The sequence below is a fragment of the Vibrio sp. CB1-5 genome (genome assembly GCF_059412285.1).
The window spans coordinates 134,073-151,663 of record NZ_JBJHPB010000005.1 but is presented as its reverse complement, the minus strand read 5'-3'; the positions used below and the strand labels follow the sequence as shown (position 1 = coordinate 151,663).

At 46.0% G+C, this 17,591-nt stretch carries 17 protein-coding genes; 3 read left to right on the top strand and 14 right to left on the bottom strand.

The genetic code is table 11. The annotated features are described in order from the left end of the window. Positions 1–245: 245 nt before the first annotated feature. The 7 genes from ACJB0T_RS05595 to ACJB0T_RS05565 form a co-directional block, all read right to left on the bottom strand. Positions 246–398, bottom strand: a complete 153-nt coding sequence (locus ACJB0T_RS05595; RefSeq protein WP_479292566.1) for a hypothetical protein — start codon at positions 396–398, stop codon at positions 246–248. A gap of 172 nt (positions 399–570) precedes the next feature. Then, the gene (locus tag ACJB0T_RS05590; protein ID WP_042502628.1) at positions 571–1,722 is read right to left on the bottom strand and encodes an arginase family protein; all 1,152 of its coding nucleotides are present in this window, start codon (positions 1,720–1,722) and stop codon (positions 571–573) included. A 175-nt stretch (positions 1,723–1,897) separates the two neighbouring features. Further along, on the bottom strand, positions 1,898–3,469 hold the full coding sequence (locus tag ACJB0T_RS05585) for a tetratricopeptide repeat protein (protein WP_479292564.1): 1,572 nt from the start codon (positions 3,467–3,469) through the stop codon (positions 1,898–1,900). A 180-nt stretch (positions 3,470–3,649) separates the two neighbouring features. Further along, the gene (locus ACJB0T_RS05580) at positions 3,650–4,411 is read right to left on the bottom strand and encodes an iron ABC transporter ATP-binding protein (protein ID WP_353498852.1); all 762 of its coding nucleotides are present in this window, start codon (positions 4,409–4,411) and stop codon (positions 3,650–3,652) included. An 11-nt stretch (positions 4,412–4,422) separates the two neighbouring features. Beyond that, positions 4,423–5,373: an iron chelate uptake ABC transporter family permease subunit gene (locus ACJB0T_RS05575; RefSeq protein WP_479292561.1), complete on the bottom strand. Its 951-nt coding sequence runs from the start codon at positions 5,371–5,373 to the stop codon at positions 4,423–4,425. After that, on the bottom strand, positions 5,366–6,325 hold the full coding sequence (locus ACJB0T_RS05570) for an ABC transporter permease (protein ID WP_418642569.1): 960 nt from the start codon (positions 6,323–6,325) through the stop codon (positions 5,366–5,368). Before ACJB0T_RS05570 ends, ACJB0T_RS05575 begins: the two co-directional genes overlap by 8 nt. A gap of 75 nt (positions 6,326–6,400) precedes the next feature. Next, positions 6,401–7,321, bottom strand: a complete 921-nt coding sequence (locus ACJB0T_RS05565; protein WP_479292559.1) for a siderophore ABC transporter substrate-binding protein — start codon at positions 7,319–7,321, stop codon at positions 6,401–6,403. A gap of 270 nt (positions 7,322–7,591) precedes the next feature. On the opposite strand from ACJB0T_RS05565, the gene ACJB0T_RS05560 reads away from it, so the two are divergent. Together ACJB0T_RS05560 and ACJB0T_RS05555 are read left to right on the top strand one after the other, a co-directional pair. Continuing rightward, positions 7,592–8,305 (top strand): GntR family transcriptional regulator, encoded by a 714-nt coding sequence (locus ACJB0T_RS05560; RefSeq protein WP_479292557.1) that lies wholly within the window; start codon positions 7,592–7,594, stop codon positions 8,303–8,305. Positions 8,306–8,531: 226 nt separating this feature from the next. After that, positions 8,532–9,692, top strand: coding sequence for an MFS transporter (locus ACJB0T_RS05555; protein WP_479292555.1), 1,161 nt, complete (start codon positions 8,532–8,534; stop codon positions 9,690–9,692). A gap of 71 nt (positions 9,693–9,763) precedes the next feature. Here the strand turns inward: ACJB0T_RS05555 and ACJB0T_RS05550 are convergent, their stop codons facing one another. The 6 genes from ACJB0T_RS05550 to ACJB0T_RS05525 all read right to left on the bottom strand — a co-directional run bounded on the left by ACJB0T_RS05550 (position 9,764) and on the right by ACJB0T_RS05525 (position 14,872). Then, complete coding sequence (locus ACJB0T_RS05550; protein WP_479292553.1) at positions 9,764–10,006, bottom strand: AAA family ATPase; 243 nt, start codon at positions 10,004–10,006, stop codon at positions 9,764–9,766. Positions 10,007–10,010: 4 nt separating this feature from the next. Then, entirely contained in the window at positions 10,011–10,334 is a 324-nt protein-coding gene (locus ACJB0T_RS05545; protein ID WP_479292550.1) for an ATP-binding cassette domain-containing protein, read from the bottom strand. A gap of 301 nt (positions 10,335–10,635) precedes the next feature. Beyond that, on the bottom strand, positions 10,636–11,784 hold the full coding sequence (locus ACJB0T_RS05540) for a DUF1501 domain-containing protein (RefSeq protein ID WP_479292548.1): 1,149 nt from the start codon (positions 11,782–11,784) through the stop codon (positions 10,636–10,638). A 5-nt stretch (positions 11,785–11,789) separates the two neighbouring features. Then, positions 11,790–13,151, bottom strand: a complete 1,362-nt coding sequence (locus ACJB0T_RS05535; protein WP_479292546.1) for a DUF1800 domain-containing protein — start codon at positions 13,149–13,151, stop codon at positions 11,790–11,792. Between the two features lie 125 nt (positions 13,152–13,276). Beyond that, the gene (locus ACJB0T_RS05530) at positions 13,277–13,627 is read right to left on the bottom strand and encodes a hypothetical protein (RefSeq protein WP_479292543.1); all 351 of its coding nucleotides are present in this window, start codon (positions 13,625–13,627) and stop codon (positions 13,277–13,279) included. 39 nt (positions 13,628–13,666) lie between these two features. Next, the gene (locus tag ACJB0T_RS05525) at positions 13,667–14,872 is read right to left on the bottom strand and encodes a peptidoglycan DD-metalloendopeptidase family protein (RefSeq protein WP_479294518.1); all 1,206 of its coding nucleotides are present in this window, start codon (positions 14,870–14,872) and stop codon (positions 13,667–13,669) included. Positions 14,873–15,471: 599 nt separating this feature from the next. Between ACJB0T_RS05525 and ACJB0T_RS05520 the strand changes: the two genes are divergently transcribed. Continuing rightward, on the top strand, positions 15,472–17,076 hold the full coding sequence (locus ACJB0T_RS05520) for a BCCT family transporter (RefSeq protein WP_479292541.1): 1,605 nt from the start codon (positions 15,472–15,474) through the stop codon (positions 17,074–17,076). Between the two features lie 129 nt (positions 17,077–17,205). Here ACJB0T_RS05520 and ACJB0T_RS05515 read toward each other — a convergent pair whose 3' ends face one another. After that, positions 17,206–17,505: an isoamylase early set domain-containing protein gene (locus ACJB0T_RS05515; RefSeq protein WP_479292539.1), complete on the bottom strand. Its 300-nt coding sequence runs from the start codon at positions 17,503–17,505 to the stop codon at positions 17,206–17,208. Between the last annotated feature and the right edge of the window lie 86 nt (positions 17,506–17,591).

Sequence of the window (17,591 nt, the reverse complement as noted above, 5' to 3'; positions counted from 1 at the left end):
ACTTTCTTTATATCTATGATTGAATTGCAACTTTCATTCCAGGCAGAAGTTGAAAAACAAAATTATGTTGATACTGAGTACTGCTAAGGCTTGTATGAAAACCGGTGGTTGCACACTCAATACGCACAGCAGGTCTAATGAAGGGCATTGCACAGTGAAGGTGCAAAATATTGATAAAATTAGGAGCAAAAGAAAATGGCGACCCTAGGGTCGCCATTTACAAAGAAAGAACTCAGCGTCAAAGATTACGCTTTTTGTAGGTCTTTTGCTGGATAAGTTAGAGTCATGCCGTCTACTTCTACACGTACGTAAAAGCCGCCAGCGCTCAAACCAGTCACGACCATCTTACCTAGATCGATCCCTTTAGTTGCAACGACAACATCTTCAATAGCAAACATTTTAAACCCTTAATTGGAAATAAGATTAACAGCAATCTTTCGGGCGCTATTGAAGCAAAGTTGATTAACTATCACTAATCTGATTTTTTGTCGTTTGCATCAATTTTTGTTATCTAGCAGACATAAAAAACCACCGCAAAAAGCAGTGGTTTTTTAAATCAGTGCAGTAAGATTACAGCGATACAGAACCAAATGCTTGGTGCCATACCGTATGACGGTTTTCGCCGCCGTTTTCTTTCTTACGCTCTTCTGCTAGCCAGCAAAGTAGTTCCCAACCAAAGCCAGCCGCAATGATGCCGTCTTTATCTGTTGGGTCAGTATCTGGCGTGTACTCAGCTACGTCAGCACCAACAAGACGAACTTTACCCGATGCCTTCACTTTACGAATGATGTCGTAAACCTGAAGGTGTGTCAGACCGAATGGATCTGGGCTTGAGTTTGAACGACAGAACGCAGTATCTAGTGCATCTAGGTCGAATGTGAAGTATACAGGACCGCCATCGCCACAAAGTTCGATGATCTTGTCTGCTACTGCATCAACGCCTTGTTCGTAAACTTCGTTAGTCGTGAAGCCAGTAGTACCAAATGCGATGTGGTTGCCTTTAACAAGCGCCGTTTGACGACCACGCATACCAATTTGAACTGTGCGCTCTGGATCCGCTAGACCTTCAGAGTACAGTTTTGGTAACCAGTGACCTGACGTGTATGGGTAGTCAAAGTCAGCACGAGTAGATAGGTCATAGTGCGCATCGAAGTGGATAACGCGAAGAGGACCATATTTCTCACCTAGAGCACGCATTGTTGGGTATGGGATTGTGTGGTCACCACCAAATACTAGCGGTGTACAATCTTTTTCAACAACCATGTGGTGAAGAAGCTCAGTCAGCTGCTCAACTTCTGCTTTAAGCTCGAATTGGCCTAGGCTATCCCAGTTACCGTAGTCAGAAATACGACACCATTCGAATGGGATTTCACCGTTGTCACCAACCGTACCCATACCCATTTTACTTAGGTGGCGTAGACGCTGTGGAGCGAACTTGTGTGAAGAACCAGTAGGAGAACATTTTTCGATGCCCATACCGTAGATAACAACATCGGTGTTATCTAAATCTTGTGAGAATGGCGCTTGATAGAAACCTAGGTAATCTTTGTTGATGAAGCTCATTTGCTCGATACCCTTGCCGCCGCCTTGCTCTTTAACGCGAGCTAGGTATGCCGCAACTTCTGGGTCTAGGTTGTCTGCTGCAGAAACGTTTTCCCAGATGTGCTTATATTTCGCTACTTTTTCTGGGTCGATTGCAGGCCACTTTTTGATGTTAGACATGATATTGCCTCTCTACTTGGTTGATGGCTCAATATTAGCCGAACCATTTAGATGCAAACAGTAACAGTAGGTACACTTTACGTTATCTAAAACGTAAATTATTCAGATTACCTCATGGCAATTAAAGGCATTATCGATGATATAAAGTAATAAAAATGGGGACTACTTGAAAGCGCTAGTCTGTAACATTCGCTAAGTGTAATCTGGCATGCTCTAACGTCGCACGAAGAGAGTCATCAAGTATCATGACATCAAGTTGCTGAGCAGCGATGGCATTGATATCTGCCACGCTTTGTTTAGCCTCGTTCCAATACTGCCTAGCCGTTGTTTCTCGACCTGCAACCTGATAGATCAAAGCAAGTAGAGTAGTTTGCAGCACATTTCCTTCTACATAGAACAAATCCAGACTTTGCAGCGCGGCTTCATTGTCCTGTTGACGAATGGCGTTCAACGCTTGGCTTAGCTTGAGCCAGATTGGGAAATAATCATCCTTGCCCAACAGATTAGTTAAAATCTTGACCCCATAATCAAAATTACCCGATAAGCACACTAACCAACCCACTGCGCCAATCGTGTAGTGAGAGTTAGGATTAAGCTGAATAATACGCTCAGCACAGCCGCTGACTTTCTGCGGATTGTTTGTCAGCAAAGCCCACCAGGCTTGAGCCAACATCACTTCACCATCACGCGGGGCATAATCCAACGCTTTCGAAACCAACTTTTCACAGCGCTCAATTACCTCGTCGTAGTTCATCATGCCAAAGAGTAAGGCGTCACAATAAAGCTGAGCTAACGTAGCCAAGGTTCTCGCATCATTGGCGTATCGACCAGCGACCAACTGTTGATAGAGCGTGATCATATCTTGTAGGCGCTCCTGACTCATTTTGGTCAGGTACTCCAAATAATAGAGACGCGCTTGATAGTCGTTGAGTGAGACAAACTCTTGCTGCTTAACACGCTGAAATTCATGCATCGATATCACGCCATAGGAAGACGCCATTTTTGTCGCTATGCGTTGAATCACCGTAAGCTGGTCGCCAAGCATATCCTCGCTAGCCACAGACAAAACAAATCGCTCACTCCAAATTTGCAGACCGTGCTCTGTTTCATTCAGTGCGACAGTCACGCGCAGGGACTCACCGGCACGGCGCACTGATCCCGACACAACGTAGCGTGCACCTAGCTTGTCGCGAAACTCACTCAACGAAAGTGAGCCTCCCGCCATTTCTTTCACTCGTAACGATGAAATCACCGCGAGCTGCTCAAATAAACCCAATGCGTGACTGAGTTCTTCTTGCAGCGACAATGCTACTTCATCACAAATCAGGTCTTGCAAGGTCATCGCAAAAGGCTGAACCACAAGTGTAGGATAATTAATACTAGGGATAAGTGGCGAAGGCTCAGCGCTCTCTTTTACAGCAAACGCAGGCATGTAACTGCGCTTTGGCAGAGAAATGACGATAAGCTCGCTGTCGTTGTTGCTTTCATAAAAAGCCGCCAGCTGCTTGCGCAATTTCGTTGCCAGCATACGAACCATTGGATCGGAGGAAGGATTAAAGCTCGCTGGCTTTTCAAACAGATCTGTCGCGATTGAATATTGAGTAAGCTGACCACCTTGGTCTGCCAACGTTTGCTCCACAATGTAGCGTAAAAACGCCACCAGTTTGGGCGACGAATAGAACGGCGGGAAGACAACGATCTTCTCTAAAGTGCTCTGAATTTGCTGCTCCGTAATGGGCTTTGGCATGGGCATAGGCTCGTTGCTTAGCATAGTTACTCGAACTGAAGTGCTTTGTTTTTACTAGTTTATCACCTAGCGAGGTGTTTCCAAATCTAACTGTTTTTAATGCAGTATTTACCTATCACCAATTGAAGCAAACTGACGTTCAAAAAGGAGCCTATCGGCTCCCATATCGGTTTAGAAGCATTAACTATTAAAGTAAAGGCAGACCTTGCGCCCATCGACCTCACGAATATCAAACGGGATCTCGTAAATGGCTTCCATAGTCTCCTGCTGAACCACTTCATCGACTTTGCCGGATTTGATGACCTTACCTTTCTTCATCGCTACGATGTTGTCTGAGTAGCAAGACGCAAAGTTAATGTCGTGAATCACAATCACCACAGCCTTATTAAAATCGTGCGCGAGACGGCGAAGGGTGTGCATGATTTCGACTGAATGTTTGATATCAAGGTTGTTTAAAGGCTCATCCAAAAACACATAGTCGGTATCTTGTGCCACCACCATAGCGATGAACGCCATTTGACGCTGACCGCCACTGAGTTGGTCAAGGTACTTATTTTGGATCTCTTCAATCCCTAAATGACCGAGCGCCTGATCGATGATCTCATTGTCTTCTGCCGTTAGACGCCCACCAGAATGTGGAAAGCGACCAAAAGACACCAACTCACGAATGGTAAAACGCATGTTGATGTTATTGGATTGACGAAGCACGGCGAGGTGTTTTGCCAGCTCTTTAGTATCCCACTGAGCAAGCAGCTTATCGCCAATCACAACTTCACCCGCATCGCTCTCTGTCAGGCGACTTGCCATCGACAACAGCGTACTTTTGCCAGCACCGTTCGGGCCAATAATCGAAGTCACTTCTCCTTTCGGGAAAAGCGCATCTGCATCTTGTACAACGAAGGTTTTGCCGTACTTTTTACTTAGACCTGTTAACTTAATCACTGTTATACCTCTTAATTAATTCTGTTTCTTAGCAATAAGAACAGGAAGTAGGAGCCACCAACGAGATTGATGATCACGCTGATCGTCGTTTGGAACGCCAGTACTTTTTCAACAAACCACTGACCTGTAACCAGCAAAAATACCGCCAGTAAACTGCTCGCAATAATGAGAAAACGGTGCTGATAGTGCCTAAAGATTTCACGAGTTAAACTCACCGTGATCAAGCCAAAAAACAGCACAGGCCCCACCAAGGCTGTAGAAATCGCAATCATGATAGTGATGAGGATCATCACACGTTGAGTGAGTTGCTGAGTATTGACACCAAGGCTTGTCGCGTTGTCTGTCCCTAGCCAAAGCACATCCAGCTTTGGAGCGTAGTAGAACAGAATCGCTAAGCAGAGTGAGAGTGGGATCAGGCTCCAGTAGACCAGTTTGGCATTCACGTTATTAAAGCTCGCGAACATAGAGTTTTGAATACTCGCGAATTCATTGGGGTCGACCAACATGGTCAAAAAGCCAGTCACGCTGCTAAACAAACTGCCGCAGACAATACCAATCAACAATAGCGTGAAAACATTGCTGTCCTTACGCTTGAAGTAAAAATGAAACAGCAGCAGTGAGAAGCCAATCATGACACACGTAGAAAGCAAAAAGTTGCTCATCGCGTGAATCACCCAAAAACTGGTGCTGCCAAGAATGACCACCATCAGGACTTGCACCATCAGATACAAACTATCGAAGCCCAATATCGATGGCGTTAGGATGCGGTTGTTAGTGATGGTTTGAAACACCAAAGAAGACGCAGAGATCGCAACGGCGGCCAGCACAATTGCCAGTACCTTAGGAATACGGCGCGATAGGAAAAATTGGTAGTTGTCGGCCGTCAATCCCTGCCCCACAAACCAAGTGATAATCGCCACACATCCCGCGATGAGTAAGGAAATTTTCAGTGAATCACGCATTGCGCTTCTCTCTCAACACCAGATAAATAAACACTGCACCACCGAAAATACTGATGATCATCGAGATAGGCATTTCATAAGGGAAAATAATCAAGCGACCTAAAATGTCACAAGCAAGGACGAGAATGACGCCCCAGTAAGCTGTCCAAGGCAAGATCCGCTTCATGTTATCGCCCATAAACAGCGACACGATATTCGGCACGATAAGACCAAGGAATGGGATAACGCCAACGATCATCACGACTGTAGAGGAGCTAACTGCAACTAAAATTACGCCAATAAAGACAATCTTCTGATAGTCGAGGCCGATGTTCTTAGCGAAGCTTTCACCCACGCTCGCGGCACTGAACTGTCGAGCATAGAAATAGGCCAAAAGACATGCAGGTACTGCTAAATATAAGATCTCGTAGTTACCTTGCAGCACGCTGGCAAAATTAGCCACTGTCCACGAAGACATGGTTTGCACCAAGTCGTACTTGTAGGCAATGAAGGTAGTGAGCGCAGAAATCACGTTGCCATACATGATACCGATAAGCGGCACGAGAACTGCGTTCTTAAATTGCAGCCTTTGCAAGAAGCGCACGAATATCAACGTACCTGCAACGGCGAAAAAGAAGATGGCGCCCAAGTGTACCCATTGGCTAGCACCGCCAAGGAAAATTAGCCCAACAACGTAGCCAAGCAGCGCACAGTCAATAGTGCCCGTCGTCGATGGTGACGCAAAACGGTTCTGCACGATTTGCTGCATGATGAGACCTGCGACACTTAAACCAGCACCGGCAAGAATGATGGCAAGCAATCTAGGAACGCGGCTGACGACATAGATGGAGTAGGCATGCTCATCACCACGAAACAAGTCGGCTAGTGAAACAGAAGCAGCGCCAAGAACTAGAGAGCAGACGGCCAATACAATAAGCAGAGCAGTCGCCAAAATGGTTTTATGAATGGTCATTACAACGATGGGCTAAAAAGATACTTAACGAGAAAAGTCTCTGCTAATTAGCAGAGACTTTTAATGGAGAACAAATTAGTTCAATGCTTTGTCGATATCACTGATCATGGTTTGCGTTGCGGTTACACCGCCACCTGAGATATACCAAGCGTTTGGATCGATATAAACAATCTTGTTGTTTTTCGCCGCAGGCGTTGAATCCACTAACGGGTTGTTAAACAGCTCTTTCGCCTTACCTGCACTGCGGCCAATCGCTTGTTCGCGGTCTAGAATGAAGATCACTTCTGGCTGAGCATCGGCAACATATTCGAACGAAATAAGGTTACCGTGCGAGCCTTCAATTGGCGCTACGTTTGTGCTGTTAGACTCTGCAAAACCAAAATCATCAAATACAATTGAGAAACGGCTACCCTTGTTAAACATCGCGACGTTGCTGCCGTTGTTCATGAGCATTAGCGCATTTAGGTTTTGCTTCGCAACTTTAGATGATGCGCTGTCAAGTTGCTGCTGAGTTTCTGCAATAAGTGATTCCACTTCATCTTGTTTGTCAAACAGCTTACCCAGCATACGCCAGTTTGCTTGCGTGTCTTGCCAGTACTGACCGTTGTCAACATAGAACATGACGGTCGGTGCAATCTGGTTAAGATCATCGTAGACGCGAAGCATGCGATTTTCTGCGATGATGACATCAGGCTTTAAGGTAAAGATGGCTTCAAAATCCGGCTCACCTACAGAGCCTGTATTGCCTGTCGTTTGTTTGTAGTCAGCTAGATATTCTGGAAGTAGCGAATGAGGCGCGCCTACAGGTTTCACACCAATACGATCTAGTACGTCTAGACTACCATTGCCCAGCACAACGACACGCTTTGGTGTGCCATCAAACTCACTAGTGCCTTTAAAATGCTGAATAGTAACGGCACTGGCTTGAGCGGCCAAAGCTAGAGTTGCGGTAAGGGTTAGCGCCAAACGCTTGACGAAACCAAAGGACTGACTCATTCTGATTTCCTTATATTCTTTATGGTTATAGTTAACCTACTCATTATCACTCGCATTGAAATAGGAATCAATATCGTTTTCATAATCAATATTAATTTTATTGTCCTAGCTCAATTTTTCGCCCTTACCTCAATAACGATTGCCTGCTAGCTCTTATGAGCCACTACGCAGATCTCACCAATTATCCGTCAAATCACCGCTATTGTTTTTACTCCTGGGCGTTTTGTCATACTATGTCGAAAATCATCGACTTATAGACAGCGCGACACTATGACCACCAAAGCGAAATATTCCGATATCTACCAATCGATCAAGCAGCGCATTTTGAGTGGGCAATACTCCACAACACAAAAACTGCCTGGCGGTAGTGAGCTGGCCGCAGAGTTCGGCTGTAGTGAGCTGACGATAAAAAAGGCGCTGGATATATTGGTTACAGAGGGCTTGGTGGTTCGAAAACGAGGTTCTGGGTCGTTTGTTAAAAGACCGCTGGGGAACGCGAGCTACGCGCACTTACATGGCACCAAAGCCAATGTCCTCGCAAACGGTCAATCCGTTGAGACTAAAGTGCTCGAATTTCAGGTAGTGCCGGCCGATGAGCATATAGCCAAGCGCCTTAACTGTGATATAGAAGACATGCTCTATAACACCACCCGACTGCGCATTATTGATGGCGTCCCGTCTTCACTAGAAGAAACCTATATGCCAATCAGTATCATTTTAGGTCTAAAGCGTGAGCACGCAGAGGACTCCATCTATAGCTTCATCACCAATAAGCTTGGCCTAAAGATACACAGCTCAACGATGGAAATTACCGTGGTCAAAGCGAGTCAGTTTTACGCTAAAGAGTTTGGTATTTCTGAAGGAGAGCCTCTCGTCAACGTTGAGCAGGTGGTGTACCTCGATGACGGCGAAATTTTTGAGTACTCGAATGTGAAACATCGCTGGGAGAGCTATAAGTTCGCTACTAACTTCTTTAAAGTTTAACGCCCCTAGTCCTCCACATACACGCTGAAATAAGGCCTTATTTCAGCGTCGATAATCCTGATTTTAGCTAGCAAAATTTGCGCACGTTGACGATAAGTATTCTTTGTCGTCAAGGTCATTTTTTTTCGTTTTACTCACCTCCCTTAAAGCCTCATAGTCGCGGCGAAAACTTCATCAAATCTTACATTTTTTTGATTTCCCACGACTAGATTTGGAGGCACCGCGAGTGGAAAACACAACTGATTTCGCAGTAAAAACGGGCTTTAAAGTTCCTGTTATTGCGCTATCACTCTATGCTGTGGCATCAGGCTACCTAATGAGCTTGATCCCGTTGATGCTCAATCAATATGGCATAGATGCAAGCAACGCAAGTTGGCTCGCTAGTGTGTTTTATGCGGGTCTATTAGTTGGCGCTGTGATTATTGAACCAGCGGTAAAGCACGTCGGTCATCGCATCGCTTTTATTGCTTGCTTGGTGCTGTTTATTGCTACCATCGTTGTACTGCCGCTTGTCCCTATCGCTTGGGCATGGCTTGTAGCACGTTTTATTGCAGGTATTGCGGTAGCAGGCGTGTTCGTCATTGTCGAGTCATGGTTGCTCGTGGGTGATGAGTCAAGCCGCGCAAAACGCTTAGGCCTATACATGGGCTCACTATACGGTGGTTCTGCTTTGGGTCAGCTTGGCATCGGTTTCATTGGAATCGAAGGTAGCGTGCCGTTTGTGGTGATTCTATCTATGTTGAGTGCTGCGATTCTAGTGCTGATGTTTGTCCCTACTCAGCAGCCACAAAGTGCACACTCAGCAACACTGTCACTTAAACAAGTAGCGAAGCTGAATCATGCTGCGATCATTGGCTGTATCGTATCGGGTCTAACACTTGGCTCTATCTACGGTTTGATGCCTGTAGAGCTTACGCATCGTAATGTGTCACAAACCAACCTAAGCGCGTTAATGGCATTGGTCATCCTTGGTGGTATGGCGGTACAAACTATTGTCCCTGCATTGATTAAAGTGGCAGGACGTACACCGCTTATGGGCCCATTCTGCTTACTGGGTGTGTTTGGCGTGGGTTTAGTGATCTTGAGCGATGACTTGAGCGTACTTGCGATCAGCTTATTCTTGATTGGCATGGCCACTTTCGCGCTCTACCCAATCGCGATTAACCTTGGCTGTGACAAGCTTGATGAAAGCTTTATTGTGTCGGCGACACAAGTGATGCTTTTCTGCTACAGCATTGGCTCAGTAGCAGGGCCAGTAATTGCAGACTGGTTTATGAATGGCACACAAGGTTTGATGGCCTACTTGCTCGCCACTATGATGGCGACTGCGATCTATATGTTTATCGCAAGCATTCGCACCAAAAACCACTTGGTGGCGGGAGAATAGAAATAGAAAGGGTCACGATCGTGACCCTTTTTTATTGCACACATTTATCAGCAAACAGAGCATTCGGATATTTAACCTAGCTCAATGGTTCTATCGATAGCCAAACGTCCAACGAACCCTTCATCATGACTAACAAGGATCACTGTGCCTTGGTAGCCATTAATTGCTCCAATCAACTGCTGTTTAGCCTCCAAATCAAGATGGTTGTCGGGCTCATCCAGCAGCAAAATTGAAGAGTGTGATTGGTGTGAGGCGATCAACATCGCTAGCTTCATCTTCTCCCCACCGCTAAGCGCTGATACGCTTTGATGCACCGATTCACGTCGAAAACCAATACCAGCCAACAGCGTTCGTGCCTTGGTTATGTTCAAGGCCTAGATAGGCAGCAATCGAGCATTCAAGATCATCGAAAGGTGCCTCTTGGAAATAAACACCCACAGACTTTATGTCGCTTCCCCACTCAACACTGCCGCTTGTCGGTTGAGATTGCTTGGTCAATATTGAGGCTAAGTGGCTTTTGCCACGGCCATTTTTTCCCACTAGGGCGGTAACACCACATGGAATCGTGAACGAGAGATCGTTAAACAGATCTTGTCCGTCTGAAAAATGTTTTGATAGTGAAATAGCATGAATAGCAGTCATACATCCTCCTTGGCAGAGCATGAGACGCTTGGCAGCACAAACGACAATGTCGTGATAGGTAGAGATGTCTCGATCATTGACAATGCCCTGATCAGTAGACAAAAATATAGAACGAGCCAACGCCCACTAACTCTGCGATTTCAAAAGTTACTTGTATAAAACGTTCGAAATTGAGTTAGTTGTTCATGTAGGCGTGCGCTCCTAGGGAAGTGATGGGAAGGATTATACACAATTGAGCGAAAGTGGCAGCCTCAAAATCCGAGACTGCCAGCGAGATCGCAAAATACAGTGCTAGTACTCACTAACCAAGTAAACCATCTAGCGCCCGTGGCTCAGGTGCTCCTGGAAAAACTTGCGTCAAAGCAGTGTTATCTGCTCCCATATGCTGCTTTAACACGGCCTTAATCACCGTGCGAGTATCAGTGGTTGGCGCCAAATCGCGCCCTTGATAGCGCTGCGCTTCAGAGAGTCCGGGCCACTCCACAATAACGTCAGATTTGCTCAATGCACCACCAAGAACAAACATCGCATTGGCTGTGCCGTGATCGGTGCCTTTGGTACCGTTTTCCGCCACGGTGCGACCAAACTCACTGGCCGCGATGATAACAGTTGATGACCACTGCTCGCCCAGTGCCTCTTTGAGGGCTACAAGCCCTTTGTCCAGCTTGGTCAATTGACTGCTAAGTCTGCCTTTGACCGTACCTTGCGCAGAGTGCGTATCCCATCCCCCTAGCTCTAGTACCGCAATATTAGGGCCATTCGGCGTGCGCATGAAATCTCCAGCTTGACGCATTAAGCTTGCAAATTGTTTGCTTTGACTGCCGCCGGAGGTCATGGATTCAAGTTTCATCGCATCTTCAAAGTTGGCTGATAATACTTCATCATTTTGAAATAGCTCAGCGAGCAGATCCGCTTGCTGCTGTTTGGCTTTCAGTTTATGTGGAAACCAACTACTGACCTTCACATCGCCGCGGACAATGAGTGGCATACCTGCATCGATAGCAATCGCTTGTTGTGACGTTGCTTGAGAGTGTTGCGTTGCTAAATATCGATTCATCCAGCCAATGGGATCAAACGGGTCGGATGTGCCATTCTCTAACACTTTTTGACCATCAAAGTGAGAACGCTGCCGATAGTTTGTCGCACATGCATGAATGAAGGCAGCATGTCCTTGTTGATACCACTGATGAACGTTGACTAATGATGGATGTAAGCCAAAGCCTTTATCGAGGGGCTTGAGATCGGTTTTTGCCATCGCAATGTTGGGACGCAGCGCATAGTAGTCATCATCAAAAGTTGGCACCACAACGTTCAATCCATCCATAGCGCCACGCAGCGTTATCCAAACCAGTTTGTTTGGAGACTGAGTAGCAGCGAACGATAAGTTGGGTAGCAAACTAACCAGAGATGCCGCGCCAACGCCTTTAATAAAATCTCGTCTTGTCGTCATCGTCTTTACCTATATTGAAACTGCGGGCTCATCCAAAGCACAACAAGCTTGGAGGTAGGATCTTGCGCTTTATCAATCGCTGTAAGAACATGCTCATCAACTTCACTGCCATACAGCCTTTGAATCATCTGAATCAATTTGTCATCGACATTTTGTTGACTGCGCTCCATGTGCCTCACCACAAGTTTGGCGGTTTGATCCGCGACTTGCCAACGCTGCTTAAGCGCCGATGAAGAATTGTAATCCGCATCGCTGTCGGGCCAACCAGCGGGTGAACCTGACATAAAAGGCTGCTGCCCTAACAGTCTAAGGTGTTGAGTCATTTGCCTTGGATTCGGTTCAAAATCGGCACTGCGAAGCACAGCAAAATACCACTCCTGGGGAGTGCGAAAGCGGAGTTGCTCAGAAATGTTTTTTAGTGGTGAGTTAATTAATGTGAGGTATACAGGGATCAGCATCCCTTGATTGTCGAGCCAAACTTTAGATAGCTCATCGATTAAAGAAGCGTGTCCAGGACCATAAAAATGCTCCACCAGCTTGCGACACAAATGCCTGGCGGTATTTTCATGGTTCGCAAGGTCGCGCAAACAGGCGGCTGCTTGCTCCTCACCGGATTGGTCATAAACCTGCCCAAGTACATTGATAGCACCCGGCTCATGCATAGCCTCAACAAACTGATAGCCGGGACGCTCTGCTTTGAAGCTGACACTCCAACCCGTAAGGCCTTGTGCTAACTCAATCACATCGTTTTGCGAGTAACCGCCATCGACACCTAAAGTATGCAACTCTAAAATCTCTCGCGCGAGATTCTCATTCAGTCCTTTATTGCGTTTCTGTCCGGCTTTGGAGCCGGGACCAATCGAGCGATGATTGTCCAAATAGATCAGCATGGTTGGATGCTGACACACCGCAAGCAACATAGATGGAAAGTCGATACTCCATAGCTCACGTATCACCTCATTTTCGATACCAGCAGCAATAGGTCGAACGCGACGGTTATCCGCCGATACCGCAAAATGGTTGCTCCAAAATTGGATAAGGCGCTCTTGGAAACCGAGGGGAGTCGTTAAGATTTGTAGATTGCGAGCCGTGGCCAATGCTTGATAGCTTTCTTGGAAGAATGCATTGCTGGATTTGGTGAACAGCTTTTTCTCTTCTTCCGTCATAGACGCTTTACGACGGCGATTAAGATCTCCCATATGCGCAAGCAGCTCATCGGTGGTAGGCAAAGACGTAATTGCCTTGTTCACATAAGGCTGGGCCTTGAGTTGGTCATTGAGTGAAGGGGCGAGTTTTGCATCTCCCACCCTTGGGCCAAAACCAAAACGCTGAGAGACAATGTATTGTGCGGATTGTGATTTCTCCATGACAACCTCAATGAAGGGAGCTTACAAAAAGCATTGCACATTCGCGCCAAATTGCCCAATCACAAACAGCAAAAACAACAGCGGCGCTCAAAATTGAGCGCCGCTGTTGTTTCATCAATTAACGATTACGAACGTTTTGGCTGACGGTAAGTTTTACCCGCTGTTTTGTAAGTATCGCTTTGTTTGATTTCAAACATCACATCAAAGAACCATGCGACAAACTTAATCACGTCATCGCCTTCGTTCATGATGTGCTCAGCGTACTCTTGCTCTTCACCGTTGTCGTCTACGTCGTTAAACACGTGATAGATGCGCTCTTCACCATCCACTGTTGCCAGTGCGAACTGACCAGTAAGGCTTTCTGCTGCTTCTTTGACTTCTGGGTTTTCAGAGCTTTTCAGCTTGTTCAATGCGTCTGGGAGTGTTTTCAACTCACATAGCTGCATGACCAGCAGCTGAAATTCTAATTGTTGCATGCGTTATACCATCGTTATTTGGCGACCATAAATTGGCGATTATAAACTCGCCAGTTTGGTCTCTTGTTTCTCAAGCATGGCATCTAGTTCATCTCGACGCGCTATAAACTGCTTGAGCTCGTTTTTCGGGACAGAGTCTGCCATAGGAATGTTAGCTCGCATAGCATTTACTGGCCTACCACGAGAAATCAACTCGTAATGCAGATGTGGCCCCGTAACTCGACCCGTTGCGCCAGATAAACCGATTCGAGTTCCACGGGTCACTTTCTGCCCTTTCTTCACTAGGATTTTACTTAAGTGAAGATAACGTGTTTTGTATGGACCACCGTGATCAACCACAACATATTTACCCGCATATGGGTGGTTGCGAACCATGGCGACGACACCGTCACCAGTCGTATAAACATTGGTACCAGTGCGAACGCCAAAGTCCGTACCATTATGCGGAGAAACGCGCCCAGTCACCGGGTGACGACGATTTGGATTGAATCCCGAAGTAATGCGGTGGTTTTTCACTGGATAACGCATAAAGGCACGCTGCAAGCTGTCACCCTTGGCATCGTAGTACTGACCGTTACTATGCAGATACGCTGAATACATAGCACCACGGTTGAAGATCTTAATGGCTTGGATCTCCGAGTTCCCTGTAGACGTGCCATCAACAAACTGGCTATTTTTCACCACTTCAAAGCGATCCCCTGCACGCAAGTCACGCGTGAAGCTGATCTTATCTTTTAGTAAGGTCACGACTTGGTCGATTTCGCGTGGATTGAGGCCGAGTTTGTTCGCAGAGGCAGAAAAGCTGCCGTTAATGCTGCCAACCATGGCAACACTTTCCCAGTCGCCCGGAATCGAAATGTCTTTGAACTCGTAGCTTCCATCATCTAAACGAGCGTAGACGGCTTTTTCAGCCACGTTGCGGCTGACTTCAAGTTTGCTTAGTGTACCGGTCGCTTCGTTTTGCCAAAAGCGCAGTCTGTCACCCGGTCTTAAGGTGTCGAGTACAAGGAAGTTCAAATCGGTTTCCATTACAGACATCATGTCACTGTATGGAAAACCCAGTTGATCAAAGATCTGGCTGAGGCTATCGCCAGATTTTACTTTGTATGCGTATTTAGGGGGTAGTTCGGCTTTTGGCGGTTCTTCAGAAAGCACAGCAACGGCCGGAGAGTCATTGAGATTAAGCTCAATGGTACCTTTCATAGTTGAGTCAGGTAAGCTTTGAAGAAAAACAAACGCTGCCATGAAAGGCAGTCCAAAAGCGATGCTTGTTTTGAGTTTTCGCGACGGACGCTTAGCCGTGGTCGATCCGTCCGCTAGTTGATTCGATTGCACAATGGTTCCGATGCATGTCGTAAATTGAGGCAATAGAGTAATCGTTTCCTATTTTAAATGCACCCAAATGTCGGGAAAAGTAAGGTAAAACATGTGATGAGAGTGTAAAAAAGCGACGTTTGTCATCTATTCAACTTCGGCCATTTTTTAGTCATTACTTCCAAGGTTATCTAACTGCTTGAATTTACTTGAACAGTGTCGAATAGTGTCAAAATTGTGTTTTAACGGCCGATAAAGTGATGATTCAGGCCACTTCTATTATCGCCTTACAGCGGAATTGGTGGCATATCAATGCCTTTAATTACACTTTCTATTCATAACCATCCCCATATGATCACCTAGATATGATAGAATTGTCAGTTCAGGATTAGATGTAAAACGGATAATTTCATCATAAACCTCTGATTAAAAATAACTTTAATCGAAGGCATTTCGAATTCTAATCAGTAATTCATTAAACATGGAGTTGGTCTTTATATTCGTCAACGCGAATATGTAAACCTATAACTATGAGTTTCAAATCTCAAAAATACAGTATCGATTCAACCGATTATCAAGTCGGCCAAGACAACATCACCAAATGGGGCATGGATGTCCACAACACAGTATTTACCGCGTCAGCGGGTCTATCCATCCTCTTCATCGTCACTCTTCTTGTTCTTTCGCCAGCAGATGCTAAGGCAGCTATCGACGCGGTGAAAGCCGTCGTCCTCTCGAAGTTTGATTTTGTGTTTATGTGGGGAGCGAACATCCTACTGATATTCGCAGTACTCATTGCGTTTTCTCCACTTGGAAAAATTCGCTTAGGTGGCGATGACGCCACAACGGACTATTCAACTTTATCCTGGATCTCAATGCTGTTTGCAGCAGGTATGGGTATTGGCCTTATTTTCTGGGGTGTGGCAGAGCCAACGGCATTCTTTACCAACTGGTTCGGTACACCACTCAATGCAGAGCCTTTCACACCAGAAGGTCGTGAAGCCGCATTGGGAGCCACTGTATTCCACTGGGGCCTACACGCTTGGGCGATCTATGGCATGGCCGCACTGTCACTGGCCTATTTCGTGTATAACAAAGGCCTACCACTTTCTATGCGCTCGGTGTTCTACCCACTGCTGGGGGACAGAGTTTGGGGACGCATCGGTGATGTTATCGACGTGATGGCTGTACTGGTTATCCTATTTGGTCTTGCGACGTCTCTAGGACTAGGGGGCTCTCAAGCAGCCAGTGGTATCAGTCATGTGTTTGGCCTCGAAAACAGCCTAATGCTGCAGATTGCTATCATCCTTACCATCATGGGTCTGGCTATTGTTTCTGTGGTTCGTGGCATGGATGGCGGCGTTAAGGTCTTAAGTAACCTTAACATGATCATCGCCTTCATATTCCTTGGCTTTATGGGCGTTTTAAACTTCACCACAGTGTTCGATTCACTCACGACTTCACTGGTTGGCTACGTGAAAAACATCATTCCGCTAAGCCAAACGGCTGGCCGCGAAGATACGACATGGTTACATGGTTGGACTGTGTTCTACTGGGCTTGGTGGGTAGCGTATGCACCATTTTTCGGTATGTTTGTTGCTCGCATTTCAAAAGGTAGAACCATCCGTGAGTTCCTATTCTGCGTGTTGATCATTCCAACCCTGGTTACCACAGCTTGGATGTCTTTCTTTGGTGGTATCGCTATTCAGCAAATCATCGACAAAGTTGGCTTACTTGGCATGGAACAAGGGATCTCTGATGTATCACTCAGCCTGTTCTACATGCTTGATGCGTATCCTATCGGCAATATCCTTTCTATTATTGCGGTTGCATTGATTGTGGTGTTCTTCGTTACCACACTCGACTCTGGCTCTATTGTGGTTGATAGCATGACAGCAGGTGGCAAACTGGAGCTCCCGATCAAGCAGAAAGTGGTTTGGGCGGTGATCTCAGCGGTAATTGCGACAGTGATGCTGTGGATTGGCGGTACTCAGTCCATTCAAGCACTGCAATCCATTACGATTATTGCGGCGCTGCCGTTTACGGTTATTTTGATTTTAGGCTGTGTGAGCCTAGTCAAAGGCCTGTTAACCGAGGTTGATAAGCCTAAAGTCACTGACAAACAAGCGCAATAAGACCTTAGAAGCTAACTGTACAATTCGTTGGCAATGTAAAAAGGGGCTCACAGTATCACTGTGAGCCCCTTTTATTCATATCAGTTTGTATCGCTGTTGATTACCTAAATAAACCAAAGCGCGATGCAATTAAGCTTGTGCAGTATTCACGATACAATTGTCGGCACCAAAGCCGTTCGGTACATATTGATCCGCTTGCGCGTCGTTCACCCACTCACTTTCATTAACTAGGTAACGAAACTCAAACTGAGCGTCTCTTGGTAGTCGAGTTTTGTATTTAAACGACTTTGTCTTTGCGACTTTCTTCATTGGTACGGGTTGCCAATCAAGAAAATCCGCCATCAGTACAGCACTTTGCACATCGGTCGCATCCAACTCGAATGTGACTTCAACTTCATCTTTAGTTTTAAAAAAACGCTTATTAATCATTGCAAGCTCCATTTGTCTAAAATAACAACATCAAAACGCCATGTTATGTAATTAATGTCACATTCTCAAGCAGGCATTTGCAACCA

Coding starts and splice junctions, on each gene's coding strand:
- ACJB0T_RS05570 (WP_418642569.1), bottom strand. CDS start 6,325: ATGACCATTCATAAAACCATTTTGGCGACTGCTCTGCTTATTGTATTG.
- ACJB0T_RS05530 (WP_479292543.1), bottom strand. CDS start 13,627: ATGCAACAATTAGAATTTCAGCTGCTGGTCATGCAGCTATGTGAGTTG.
- ACJB0T_RS05540 (WP_479292548.1), bottom strand. CDS start 11,784: ATGACGACAAGACGAGATTTTATTAAAGGCGTTGGCGCGGCATCTCTG.
- ACJB0T_RS05545 (WP_479292550.1), bottom strand. CDS start 10,334: ATGACTGCTATTCATGCTATTTCACTATCAAAACATTTTTCAGACGGA.
- ACJB0T_RS05565 (WP_479292559.1), bottom strand. CDS start 7,321: ATGAGTCAGTCCTTTGGTTTCGTCAAGCGTTTGGCGCTAACCCTTACC.
- ACJB0T_RS05520 (WP_479292541.1), top strand. CDS start 15,472: ATGAGTTTCAAATCTCAAAAATACAGTATCGATTCAACCGATTATCAA.
- ACJB0T_RS05575 (WP_479292561.1), bottom strand. CDS start 5,373: ATGCGTGATTCACTGAAAATTTCCTTACTCATCGCGGGATGTGTGGCG.
- ACJB0T_RS05560 (WP_479292557.1), top strand. CDS start 7,592: ATGACCACCAAAGCGAAATATTCCGATATCTACCAATCGATCAAGCAG.
- ACJB0T_RS05535 (WP_479292546.1), bottom strand. CDS start 13,151: ATGGAGAAATCACAATCCGCACAATACATTGTCTCTCAGCGTTTTGGT.
- ACJB0T_RS05595 (WP_479292566.1), bottom strand. CDS start 398: ATGTTTGCTATTGAAGATGTTGTCGTTGCAACTAAAGGGATCGATCTA.
- ACJB0T_RS05515 (WP_479292539.1), bottom strand. CDS start 17,505: ATGATTAATAAGCGTTTTTTTAAAACTAAAGATGAAGTTGAAGTCACA.
- ACJB0T_RS05590 (WP_042502628.1), bottom strand. CDS start 1,722: ATGTCTAACATCAAAAAGTGGCCTGCAATCGACCCAGAAAAAGTAGCG.
- ACJB0T_RS05585 (WP_479292564.1), bottom strand. CDS start 3,469: ATGCCAAAGCCCATTACGGAGCAGCAAATTCAGAGCACTTTAGAGAAG.
- ACJB0T_RS05525 (WP_479294518.1), bottom strand. CDS start 14,872: ATGGCAGCGTTTGTTTTTCTTCAAAGCTTACCTGACTCAACTATGAAA.